The following is a 12,129-nucleotide window of genomic DNA, read 5'->3' as shown; positions in this document are numbered from 1 at the left end:
GCGACTGACTCCCGCTTTTAGGTAGTCCACGGCTTTTTCGCTCAGGCTGCTGAAAGATTGTTCCGGAGAGATAATTTCGATGACTAATTCCGGGGGAACGGGACAAGCTTCATCGGTGAGGGGAATATCTCCTAACCTTTCTAGGGAAATGTAGAGGAGATCAGGAACCGGACACCAATCTCGATCGTTTTTGCTTAGAATAATTGCCCATTCGATTCCCACTTCTCCCCGTCCTTGATTCCAGCGATCGAGTATAGAAGATAAAGCCAGAGTTAAACGAGAATGAAAGAATTTCGGTGACATTTTTGGGATCGCTTCTCCATCGACTAATTCATAGGTAATATCGCCATCGGGAGCGGTTAGCGAGAGAAATTCTGGTAAAGTGAGGGATTTAGAAGATATAAGAGTCATGGTCAATTTTCAACCGAAGCGATAGGACAATCGAGCGGGAATTTTCAGATCGGGACGATCGCTTATTTGGTAATATTCCCCGCGCATTCTCACATTACGGATTAAACTAACGGGAGGCATATTAATCACATCGTAGCCAATCACCTGATGGGTAAACATAACATCGAGAGGATTTAAAGGATAGGGATAAATAAATAAATCCTCTTTTTGTTTTGATAGGGAAAGTTCTGTCAGTTTTACTTCCGCTTTACTCATCCATTTTCCCAAACGAATCCATTTAGGAAGTTGTAGGGGGTGATGGGAAATGATAAAACATTCAAAAACACTTTCGGGAGCGATTTCTTTAGCCCTGCCAAAACTAGGAATATTTTTTTGGGTTTTTTCCATCTCCACATGATAGTTATTATTGGCATATTTCCAAGTATTGAGAACCGCCGTATGAGCGATCGCCCGTGCGGGAGTGACATAAATTTTCTCTTCGTTAAGAGGATTTAAATGTTCTTGGTACTGTGGAATCTGTTCGGAACAGAAGTAACGATAACTATCGCTATTTACCAATCCCAAAGCATAACAGAGCGCGTAATTATGGATTACGGGTTCGCTTTCGTAGAGTCTGCCGATTTCACGGGTTGCGTAATAAAGACTATCGTGCAGTTCTAATTGACAGGAATAAATATGTACCATAATGATAGGGTGGGCGACACCCACCCGACGAAATTAGCTATTTTTTCTCGGCTTTCTTTTTCTCGATATATTGTTTAAAGTATTTTTCTGAATCCTCATTTGCTTGATTTAGAATCGATAAAATTCCTGCTTCCGTACCCGTGAGAGTTTTCACCTCAGTTAATAAAGGTTGAAAATTTTCCCCGATAAAATCGGTATGAACGATAAATTCTTCCGCCATTAATGCTTGTATTGCTTCGGTGGCTTTTTCCATAACTAAATCCTCATCTAAGGGATCGATCGAGTGTAATACTTCATCGGGAAGGCGATCATATATTGCCTGTGTCCAGCGCAAATTACTAACAATTTCCCCATCGGCAAAAATAACACCGATAAGCTCATTTCTTACCCGTCCCGTCCGGGTGGTTTGCGCGCCGTAGTGACGGGTACGCAGGATATTATTAAAAACATAGAGAAAACTCGCTTCTGTCGGATCTTTTAAAGTGACAATACTAGGGAAAAACACCTGCGGACGGATGTGATCCTGCTGGCTAATCCTGCTAGTCACTTCTCCTACTTTTGTGTTATTTTCTCCCTTTGATGCCATGGTACCGTTCTCGTAGGGAGCGTTTAAAGTAAAACTTTCATGGGATTCATCAAAGGGTGTGATCGAAAAAGCCGTATCTACTACTACTTTCGATTTTTCTGAACCAGAATCACCGATGGCAAAACCATAAATAATACAGTCGGCGTTATTCATGGCAAATTTTACATTGTACTCACATTCTTCGGCGGTTACAATGTTGTATTTACGGAGTAATTCTCGTCCGACTAAACGTTCTGGAGTTGACTGTTTTCGTTTAAACATCGATAAACGACTAATCGTTTTTTTGCTATCAATTCCCGCACGAACACGAGCTTTATTTAGCTCTCCATCTGTTTGAAATAAAGGATAAGATTCTGTGACTCGAATCGTCAAAAAGTGAACGTATTTTCCCATCGGTTTGTAGGGAATCTCGCCATGAAAGAATTTAGAATCGAGGGTTTTCAGTAAAGACATGGTAGGTACTCCTTGAATTAATTATTGTTTTCAGAATCTTCATCCACAGTTTGACCCTGGACTTTTAACTCTTGATTTTCTCTGTCCTGTTCGAGACGGTAAAGAAATTCGCAGGTATCGCGAATGAGGTTTAATTGTCTGCCAGCTAGACGCGCTCGATCGCCCTTAAAAGAACCCTCGAACACATCGATCACAAAATAACGAGCAAAAGACAATATTTTCTGTCTTTCCTGTTCTCGATCGGATAAAATCCAGCGACCTTCTGCTGTAGAAGCATGAACCCGATTCATTAAGCTGGCCACTTCCGCCGCTACTACAGAAACTAGGGCTTCTCCCTGATACATTCCTCCTTTGAGAATCGTATCGGCGGCCACATCGATCGGTTTTAAAACTGCGTTCGCTTTCGGGTTATATCGTTTATTAGCTCGATAGAATTGACGATACAATTCGGTTAATTTTTTCGGGTGATTTAAGGGCGATTCTGCTGTCATATCGATAGTTAAATTGGTTCGGTTGGCTTGTACATAGGGATCGAAACAAGGATAAAAATCGTAGAGATACAGAGCGATTCGATTAGCGCTCGGTATATCGGCATCTTTGCCCCGTTTCCACTGTTTAAGGTAATGAAAAACATAGAGAGGACTGGTTTCTAAATTGATAGCGAGTTCCGTTAATTTGCCCCAATTGGGGTCATAACCCGTCTTACCCTGCTTCGAGTTCACGTCCAAATGAATAGAATAGGCTGCGGTTAGGGTATTTAAGGGGGCGGAATATTTTTTTCCGTCATTATCTTGCCATGGGTTCAAGACGCGATCGAGACGGAATCGATCGCATCGGGTTAAGGACCGGATCGCTTGGGGCGCACTGTCGAGAAATACCGTCTCTTCAAATTCCGCACCGTCGCGATAGGGAGGAATAGGAGACTCAGAAACCACCGTTTTGACATCTAGAATCATCGGGAAAGCTAATCCTAACCATGCCGGCATAACCCAGGATTCCGTATCGGTGGGATTGCGGCCCGGAGGTAGGGCCATAAAATAAAAGGTTAGGGGTTTATCTTCGGGATAGGATAGTTTAAAAGTGCGGTCTTTTTTGCCATCTTCCTCCTCGTTAATTCTTTCCTTTTTCTGCCTTAATTTTTCATCGATCAGGAAACTATCAACACTCTGATAACGGGTTCGATCGAAGTTAGCGACCAGATTCTTATCAACAAAGTGCAACTTTACCGAGCTATCAAAACGAGTTTGAGCGATGTTAGCGTAGGCTTTTTGTAAAAAACTATTGGTTTCGGGAGTAAAATAATAGGTCGGGTAAAAGTACAGATAGCGATATTTGCCGTCCTCGAAACGTTTTCCTACCGCTTGGGTTTGATTCATAAGAATCTGACGCAACATCATTTCCGTTCCCGCGATACTGGAAATGTTTCGTTTGGCGTTCGAGCCTGCCAGCATTTGTTTATTGGTATAGACTTGGGGAGTAAAAAGAACCGCCGATTCCATCTGTTCGCTGACACTATAGGGAGAATGGGAGATCGAACAGAGAAGTTGACGGCCGCGACCTTGTTTTTTAGCGGCGTTGTAGTGGTTTAATTCTTTCTGGAAGGTTTCGATCGAGTGGGCCAATTCCCGACCGGGTAACTGCACCACTTGATTAACCCACTCTCGCAAATCCTCCCAACCATCGGGTAAGTTATATCCCGCAACTATGGCGGCGATTTTTGCGGCGAGAAAAGCGATTAAATCTTCTGCAACCGGTCTAATATCCTCGATTCCGGGATGCTGTTTCAGGTATTGCGCCGCTAGATAATACCATTCGTAGGGAACCCCTCCCGTATTGCCTTTCAGTTTGAGTTCTTTTAACGATTCATTAATACGCTTGATCGCTCGGATTTGTGGCAGATAATTTTCTAGATTCCAATAATGCGCGATCTCGCTAATTAAATCTAAATCCGGCGGTGCGGGTAAGTTTTTCTGCAATTTTCGCGCCTGTTCGATTTTTTCCAGGCGATCGCCCCAGATTTTCCGCGTCACCACGTCCCCGAATTCCGCTAGGCGATCGATGCGGATATCATCTTCACAATGAAAATCGTAATCCGTCGGTAAAACGCCCTGTTGTTGAAATTTAATCAGGTTTTCGCCGCGACTTCCGGCCACGGACGCTTTATTATCACCGAGGATGCGAAGGGTGGCGTTGAGGGCAGCGCGCATTAACCCAGCATCGTCGAAAAATTGGCTGTAGTAATCTGCGTATTTCATCCCCTTGCCATCTCGGCCGAATCCCGTTTGTTTACGCTGTAATTCGCCGCTACAGAGGGATTTAATGGTGTCCACCACTCGATTCGGTAAGGTTTCTAGGGACACTTCTGGCGCGTTTTTGGGGGCGATATAGACAACTCCCGTAGGCAGGTAAAGTAAAGGCTGATAGTCTAGTTCTTGATGCGCTTCCATCACCGCGTTATTAAGTACGTTCGTCAGTACCCCTCGGTTTTCGGCGATGCTGTGGTAAGTGAATTTTAGTTCCCCATCGCTGAGGCTGTATAAAAGGTCTTGTAACGAGGCTTTTTCCGCATCGTGGGGGTGTTTAATAATGGAAGCCAAGCGATCGGCTAGACAGGCAAGATCGGTTAAACTTTCGAGAGCGCTATTGTTTAAGCGAGTATTTAACCCATCTTCCGAGGTATTTCGATCGGTATCATTCCGACGCTGGGCATTTTTAGCGATATATATCAAATCATCAAGATATTCAGTCCATTTTTCTGGTTGATCGGAAAATAAAAAGCGATCTAATCCTAATTCGGGAACCAATACTTGAAAAATCTCTCGATGTTCCTCTCGTGATAGTTTGCGGATATCTCGATCGAAGTCCTCGTTAATCTCGATATATTTCGCCGGCATCCCGGGAAAAAGCGAGTAGCGGAATTTCTCGAAATCGTGGAGAATAAACCCCGCGATCGCCAACCTGCGCTCGCATTCCTTTACTACCCGTCGAACGGTAGTATTGAGTTTTTCTAGTCGTTTTTCGATGAGATTGGCGGGAAATAATCCATTAAGTAAATGAGTATTGAGAGATTGATCGCCCGCGTTATCCCGTCGAACTTTGCTTTTTCCCTCTAATTCCCGACGGCGATCGATTTCCTCGAAGAAATTTCCTCCTTTTGCCGTGACACCGATCGCTAATCGGAGTAAATTGGGTAATACCATTTCGGCAAAATCTGCCATAACTCGATCGTCGGGGTTTTCGGCTCGAATCGCCTCCCGTAGGAGTTTTAGGGTTAGCAGTTGGCGAACGGTTTCGACTCGGCGATCGCTTACCGATTCGCTAATTCCTAAATCTTCGCCAGAAAGAGATTCTAAATCAATATCCTCGAAGTCAGAATCGAGATCTTCATCGTCAATTTCTGTAGTGTTATCGAATAGATTTAACTGTCCCGTTTCCTCTAATTTTTTTTGTTTTTTAGGCATCTTTCACCTCTAGAGAGTCTAAATAGGGCTTGCTGAATAAATGTGAAATATAGGCAAGATAGGGGTTTTGTGGCTGTTCTCGCGAAACAGGTGCAATATTTTGAGAGAATCGTGCTTCTAAACCTTGCGTCTTCATCGGCCCGCGTCCTGTAGGGGCGAAGCATTCGGGCAATAACTTATCGGTGAAACCGGAGATTTTCTATCCGAATGCTTCGCCCGTACTTTTTGCCGCAAACCCTAAATAGTCGGTAATTTGTTTGAGATAAAATCGCCTCGTATTGTCTATGCTCTCTGCGCGCTCTAGAACCGAAGAGAATTAATAGTTTTAAATTCGGTATTTTTTCCACATTCGTGGTTATTCTATTGACTGTATTGATAATTTTCAATTCTTTCGTATTTCTAACCATTTTCTGCCTCCAAAGAATCTAGATATTGAACGATCGAGCGTTGGTAGCGGGGATAATCTCGTAAAATATTAGCGATCGAGGAATGAACGATATCGGGATCAATTTTCTTGTATAAGTGTACGAGTAAGTTTCTTAATTTAATAGACTCGGCCAGTTGAACGGCTAGGTGTTCTTCTAAAATTCCCAGTTCTACGATTTGAAATAATGCGTCGCGAGCATTATTCGGAGACTCGATATCTAAACATTTTAAAATCTGGTAATTGATATCGATGCCAGTTTGAACGATAAGCTGAATTAACCTTTCTATGGCTAATTGACGTTCTCTTAATGTACGATAATCCTCTAAGGTGATCGAACCGTACTCGCTAAGTTCGGCGAGGTATTGATTCATGAGGTTTAATTCGTCTATCGTGATCAGAGGTTGAATAGCATTTACACTCCTTTTTCTCGTAGAGAAATCTCTAGATTATTCCGTAATTGACGGTATAACGCTTTCGATTCTTCAGGATTCATGAGAAATTTTTCTTTAAATCCCTCGAATATTCCCGTTTCCCGTTCGTATAGAAGTTGACCATCCCGTGCGACATAATGAGCGAGGATCGGCGAACATTCTTTTAAATCAATCACATCAATTTTGTCATCGGGAATCTCTAAAGCTTGTTCGAGTAGTGTATAAATTTTCAATAGACTCGAAATATCCTTTTGAGCGCTTCTTTCCTCGTATAAAACAGCGAAATCCCAATCGCTATCAGGTTTATGCTCTCCACGCGCTCTAGAACCGAAGAGAATTAATAGTTTTAAATTCGGTAGTTTTTCGACAATAGCCGTAATTTTTTCTACTAGCCTATTCATATTTAGCCCCTATCAAAAAAAATGGCAAGAATCCGATGGATATATCGATCGATGTCCCTAGCGTCTGTCTATGTCTATTATCAAACGCGGAGGAAGCAAAGAGCAACTAAATCCCAGAAAAAGTGTCCGTACACTTTGACTCCCTCATCTCTTGTTTGATGGCTAATCTTCAGAAGGTGTGTAAAAAGAGAGTTGTTCTTCTAAAAACTGGTTGTGAGCCTTGTTATATCGATATTCGTGAGCTATAGGTTCAATTCCCTCGAATTTGTTTTCAAGTTCCTCAAGTCTATTTTTAATATCGATAAGCTCCTCTGATGTTTTGTCAGTCCCGCAACAATTTTTGATTATTTCTATAGCAAGGGCTTGTTTTTCTTGCTGCTGACCAATTACCAGTACAATTGTTTGCTTGCTTTCATTATTTAATGCCTCCATGAGCGGATGATTCAGGGTGTACTCGAAAGGGTGATCGAGAAAGATGAGAGTAAGCTCTTGGGATTTAGGCAGGTTCATAGATTTTTAAGTGGTTTGGTTTATTGGTTTATTCTAGCTCAATGATAAAATAGGAATCATGATAAAGGTAAAAACGGATGCATTCGGCTAACTAAAACATTCTCTTCTCTCCTCCATAATACTAAATTCTGTTTACAAGGCATAGGGGAGCGAGGATCGGGGAGAAATAATCCATAACTTGGGAGTTGACCACATATCTATGATATAACATGATATGGGTAGTTAGGGCAGAATAAAAAACTGGAAAATTTAGAAAAACCCCTTTTAGGGATTGAAAAAGCCGTATGCAACCTTTTCAATGAACCCTTTTTTCCGTTTTTTTTCAAATAAAGGGCAAAATCCCTATTAGGGATCGATAATCTCTTTTTTACTTTCCCTTTCTTTTTCTCGTTCCTCCAATGTCACTCGTGCGTAGGCCTGCAATTCCTTAACTCGTTCGGGGGTCAAATCGGAAATCCATTCCCCGCGTTCGTAAGATTCAAGATAATCTCGTTCTTCCGGGTCGAGATTACTAATATCCGTTCGTTTTTTATATATTATGAGCGAGTCTATCGGTTCCTTGTGGGAACGAGCGTTAGGATTATTCATGGTTATCGATCTTCTGATAAGTGTTGTTTAGTGACCTCAAACGGCATCAACAGATCCACACCTCACCCCCTTTACCTTTGAACCGATGAGCGAGAGTATCCAACAACAAAGCCGATTGACCGATCGCTATAGAATAGGGTGACAGGGGAGAATGAAGACTACTCTCGTCACTAATCGGATAGATACCGAAGTGCATCGGTAATTGTAAGCGTTGGCGAACTGCAGCGACGGGATAGGCAAAAACGAAGCTAACCAGAGCCAGATCCCGTAACTCCCGACTAATTCGATCGAGCCAAGGATTATCCGGTTGCCAAACACCGATTCCCGTCAAAACCCGCACTTTCCACGCGGAGGCGATCTCGCCTAAATCGCCGTCGTAGGTAAAGCGCCAGTTTAACCGTTCCTCTCGATATCCCCGTAAATTCAGAAACGCGAGACAATAATCGAAACGTCTGCGTGCGATCGGTGTTTTCGTGGCCTCGATCTGGCGCTTAAACTCGCCTTTTCTCCACACCTCCACCTCTAGATTACCGAGAATACTGGGTAAATCGTAGGTTTTAAAGCGATCGCCCTCCTCTGGTTCCGTCGAATCGTATAACCCGCATAGTAACGGACTCGACCCGCGAAAACTAGACGCATCCTCGAAAATCGGATTACCGTTTTTCCCCGATAACTCCTTCCATTCGTCGGCCCATCCTTTCACCCGACCGGCGACCCGTTTTAAACTGGTATCGAAAACCTCCTCGCATTCCTGTTGAAACTTCTGGCGACTTTCCCCGTATTGGGATTTGATCTTCGGACTCCCTAAATTCCACCAGAGTTGAAATGATTGTACCGCTCCCCAACGTTGGTAATAACCCTCGAAATTATTGATATGACGGTAGTTACTCTTGATGGCCTCCTGTAGCTGAATTCGGTCATACCGTTCCCCGACTTGTAACGGTGCGTCTTTCTTCTCGAATAACCGTTCTAGGAAAAATTTCGGAACCAGAGCGATCGCTGTGAAGTTAGCAAATTTTACCGCCGTTCCCTTTCGATCGTAGCCGCTGTGACGGCCTAAACGGCCGAAACGTTGAATAAAATTTCCCGCATCCGACGACTCGAAAATGAGGAAATTAATCTTGAAGTCCACCCCCACATCGATGGTACTCGTTCCGATCACCAGATCACGATTTAACGATGCCAACTTCTCCCGCGTTCCCGAAAGACCCGTATTTTCCCCCACTGTTAAACCGATAGTCGCCAATAATTCTCGGAAAATCGGCAGCAGACGTTTAACCGAAGCGATCGAATTGAGAATAATCGCGCCCTTGCTGCCGGGGTATCGCTTAAAATAGTCTAAAATTCGCTCTTTATTTTCCTTCAACCAATTTTCCGAAGTTTGAAAACTCGACGGTAAAGGAATAAAAGATAGCTCGATTTCCGAGGTTACTTGTCGCCATCCCTGTTGAGCGAGGGAATTGGCCTCTTCTGGGGTATCGGGAAACCGGTATTTTCCTTCTCTTACCGGGTCGATCGATCGATAGCGAAACCCCGCTTTATCCAATCGTTTTAGTAAACCCTCGTCGGGAGTTGCGGACAAAAACAGGTATCGTTTCCCACGATTGGCCCGTCGGATTAGAAGCATGGTATTGATAATACTGGCGACCTGTGGCGTGCCGAAAACGTGAAATTCATCGAATAGGAAGAGAGCGAAATGTTTATCGATCCGGTTCCATAGCTGATCGGGGTTATCGTAGGGGGTTAAATAGGCCCCCCGATGCAGATAATGGAAAATATCGGGGTTAGTTAAGAGAATTTCCGACTGTTTCGATCGAGTCTCTAGAGCGATCGCTTTCGTTTTCCCATCCCGTTCGGCGTACAATTCCAACTCGGGCCCGGTTAAAAGATTGACCCGGGGTTGATCCGTTGGTTGAAATCGTTGAATATATGCCTCGATCTGACCCCGCTGATCCCGCGCTAGTTCGTTGGTTGGGTAGAGTCCCATAATCGGGAAATATCCTTGCAAAGTTCGCAGGTAGGCCGCTAGACTTTTCCCGTCCCCCGTCATGGCCGTATTGAAAATCACATCGATATCGGGATCGTTGAGTGCTTTCCACGTCTCCACCTGATGCCACGATAACCGCCATCCTTGCGGAACCTTGATCCCGTCTGGTATCTCGTCTGCGGGACAGGAATAGACTGGCCTGAGCGTTACTTGATAATTACCCACGAATTTCTGTCCGTAACTTCTTGCTATCTTCCATAGTACCCACGATAATAGGGATGGACAAGTACCTTAACAGAAAAAGTGTCCGTACACTTATAAACTATGAGCCGGATAGGACAATCGATCACTTTATCGGTCAGTGAAAAAGAAAAACAGGACCTAGAAATCCTTGCCAGTGAATTCGGGCTATTTTGGGGAGATAAACCGAATATATCGAAGTTAATCAAAGAAATTGCCCGTAATAAGCTTAAAATAGCTCCTAATCACGACTGGAAGCCCGATCGCTTGCAGATGCTCCAACAGGCGATCGATTCTCTCATCGATGCTGGACAAATCCCCATCGCCCTAGAACTAACTAAACTACTATTAGAACGGAGCGAACTGTCGGGACCCTTACGGAAAGAGCTAGAACGTAGCCTCGATAATCCTCCCCCGCCATGGCGGTTAGAACTCGATCGCTGCATTCTCCGACAACAACCGTTTCAGTTATCCTATCAGGATGCCGGCGATCGAATCTGGGAATTCCATCTTTACCATGCCGCTATCAATCGTCACGAGGATCGCTTATATCTCGATTGTTGGTGCGAGGAAACCGAGGGAAATCAAGATATTTCCGAACTACACCATAATTGGAGTTTACGGATCGATCGAATCCCCAACGATTCCTTAATTACCCCGATCCCTAGGGCCAAGTGGCGCAATCAGCTTGATAGTGTGTCGGCCGAGTTTCACCTGTTCGATGGATTAGCTCGATCGTACCGGACTAAAACCGCTATCGATATCGCCGACGAATTGATCTCGAACGATCCCCCCATCCGGCAGATCACCCGACAGATAACGAGTAGCTTCTGGTTTTTCCGCGAGATTCTCCCCTACGGGGAAGATTGCTTGTTGATCTCCCCAGAAAAAGTCCGCAAGCGTTTTTATGACAAGGTGCAGCGGCTTTATCGACGCTACGAGTCCTGAAAAGATTTTCGTCCCTGCTGAATCAAGATACGATACTAAATGCTGTTTAAAATATAAGAAAGTGGGCGTTGTCAGCTCAGAATAGGAAAGATGCAATGCAATCCTTGTTATCAAAGTAATTTCATTTCCGGTGCTGATTCGGAGCATCTTTCAATTTGACAACGCCATCTAGAAAATCTATCCAACGTCTATCCTACTGCATTTAATCTTGGTTTTGAGGGTGTTGGGTAACAGCCACCAACCCAACCGACAAGATCAGCGTACTGCTACCCAGTGCCTTCGCCATCACACTTGATTCCGAACTGGTGAGCAAGTTGTGACAAAAACATATTTTTCGTTTGTTGCGTTTGTTGGATTTATTTCGTATGTGGGGTACACTAGGCCGTAGTAACTCTGGACAAGAGTTCAATCAACAGTATGAGCGGGACAAGACAATGGCTACTGGAATCGCTGATTTTCAAGAGACAATTGCGCCGACTGCGGCAGATAAAGAGCTTGCGCGTGAGTCAAGCCGTCAGCTTTCAAGATTTCTAGGCAAACGCCCTGTTGGAAACCCCTTGCCTGCATTCAGACTGCGTGTGCAGGCGGATAATGAACCGGAAGAAGTGGTTGTTATTCCGATGTCTGCATTTCGCCTTTTAACTGATATTCTGACGCAAATGGCTCGTGGCAATGCAGTTACTTTGATGCCTGTATATGCTGAGTTAACGACACAACAAGCAGCAGATATCTTAAACGTATCACGTCCGTTCCTGATCAGTCTGATTGAGGAGGGCAAGATTCCATACCGAAAAGTGGGAACTCATCGCCGGATTCGATTTGACGACCTCTTGACATCCTCGCCGCCGTAAAACGGACGGCGATTCCCAAACCTCACGATTTGGGTTTCTGCTTCTTTCCCGAAGGATTTTTCGCACCTGCCTTAACAGATTTACTCTGTTCTGGTCTTATGGTCGCTCTACAGACTGACACCGCAAGCCCTGCGGCCAAAATATTTTTACT

Annotated in this window: 11 protein-coding genes and 2 pseudogenes; 2 read left to right on the top strand and 11 right to left on the bottom strand. The window is 44.1% G+C overall.

The window, feature by feature from the left end; genetic code table 11:
• The 10 genes and pseudogenes from O9323_RS15415 to cas3 all read right to left on the bottom strand — a co-directional run.
• On the bottom strand, window positions 1-411 hold a 411-nt coding region (locus tag O9323_RS15415), incomplete at its 3' end, for a Uma2 family endonuclease (protein ID WP_288125387.1).
• A 9-nt stretch (window positions 412-420) separates the two neighbouring features.
• Window positions 421-1,095, bottom strand: coding sequence for a type I-D CRISPR-associated protein Cas5/Csc1 (cas5d, locus tag O9323_RS15410; RefSeq protein ID WP_052277822.1), 675 nt, complete (start codon window positions 1,093-1,095; stop codon window positions 421-423).
• Window positions 1,096-1,132: 37 nt separating this feature from the next.
• Entirely contained in the window at window positions 1,133-2,134 is a 1,002-nt protein-coding gene (gene cas7d, locus O9323_RS15405; protein WP_149106776.1) for a type I-D CRISPR-associated protein Cas7/Csc2, read from the bottom strand.
• Between the two features lie 17 nt (window positions 2,135-2,151).
• Window positions 2,152-5,595 carry a type I-D CRISPR-associated protein Cas10d/Csc3 gene (gene cas10d, locus O9323_RS15400; protein WP_288125386.1) on the bottom strand — a complete coding sequence of 1,148 codons (3,444 nt, stop codon included), beginning with the start codon at window positions 5,593-5,595 and terminating at the stop codon, window positions 2,152-2,154.
• 281 nt (window positions 5,596-5,876) lie between these two features.
• Window positions 5,877-6,002: pseudogene (locus O9323_RS22720) on the bottom strand (type VII toxin-antitoxin system MntA family adenylyltransferase antitoxin); the annotation flags it as partial.
• Window positions 5,995-6,393, bottom strand: coding sequence for a type VII toxin-antitoxin system HepT family RNase toxin (gene hepT, locus O9323_RS15395; protein ID WP_002791882.1), 399 nt, complete (start codon window positions 6,391-6,393; stop codon window positions 5,995-5,997). The gene hepT and the pseudogene O9323_RS22720, both read right to left, overlap by 8 nt.
• A 41-nt stretch (window positions 6,394-6,434) precedes the next feature.
• Complete coding sequence (mntA, locus tag O9323_RS15390; protein WP_002755934.1) at window positions 6,435-6,854, bottom strand: type VII toxin-antitoxin system MntA family adenylyltransferase antitoxin; 420 nt, start codon at window positions 6,852-6,854, stop codon at window positions 6,435-6,437.
• A gap of 162 nt (window positions 6,855-7,016) precedes the next feature.
• On the bottom strand, window positions 7,017-7,364 hold the full coding sequence (locus O9323_RS15385) for a hypothetical protein (protein WP_002742891.1): 348 nt from the start codon (window positions 7,362-7,364) through the stop codon (window positions 7,017-7,019).
• Window positions 7,365-7,709: 345 nt separating this feature from the next.
• Window positions 7,710-7,952, bottom strand: a complete 243-nt coding sequence (locus tag O9323_RS15380; protein WP_002755935.1) for a hypothetical protein — start codon at window positions 7,950-7,952, stop codon at window positions 7,710-7,712.
• 46 nt (window positions 7,953-7,998) lie between these two features.
• Window positions 7,999-10,164 carry a type I-D CRISPR-associated helicase Cas3' gene (cas3, locus tag O9323_RS15375; protein ID WP_149106780.1) on the bottom strand — a complete coding sequence of 722 codons (2,166 nt, stop codon included), beginning with the start codon at window positions 10,162-10,164 and terminating at the stop codon, window positions 7,999-8,001.
• A gap of 99 nt (window positions 10,165-10,263) precedes the next feature.
• Here cas3 and O9323_RS15370 point away from each other — a divergent pair, with 99 nt between their 5' ends.
• Window positions 10,264-11,127: a WYL domain-containing protein gene (locus O9323_RS15370; protein ID WP_288125385.1), complete on the top strand. Its 864-nt coding sequence runs from the start codon at window positions 10,264-10,266 to the stop codon at window positions 11,125-11,127.
• Between the two features lie 434 nt (window positions 11,128-11,561).
• Window positions 11,562-11,978: a helix-turn-helix domain-containing protein gene (locus O9323_RS15365; protein WP_288125384.1), complete on the top strand. Its 417-nt coding sequence runs from the start codon at window positions 11,562-11,564 to the stop codon at window positions 11,976-11,978.
• Between the two features lie 22 nt (window positions 11,979-12,000).
• On the opposite strand, the pseudogene O9323_RS15360 reads toward O9323_RS15365, so the two are convergent.
• Window positions 12,001-12,129 (bottom strand): annotated as a pseudogene (locus tag O9323_RS15360) (RNA-guided endonuclease TnpB family protein); the annotation flags it as partial.

It is taken from the genome of Microcystis sp. LE19-131.1A, assembly GCF_027532015.1.
GTDB classification, from domain to species: Bacteria; Cyanobacteriota; Cyanobacteriia; order Cyanobacteriales; family Microcystaceae; genus Microcystis; species Microcystis ichthyoblabe_A.
The sequence above is the reverse complement of the archived record's forward strand: the minus strand, read 5'-3'. Positions and strand labels throughout refer to the sequence as shown.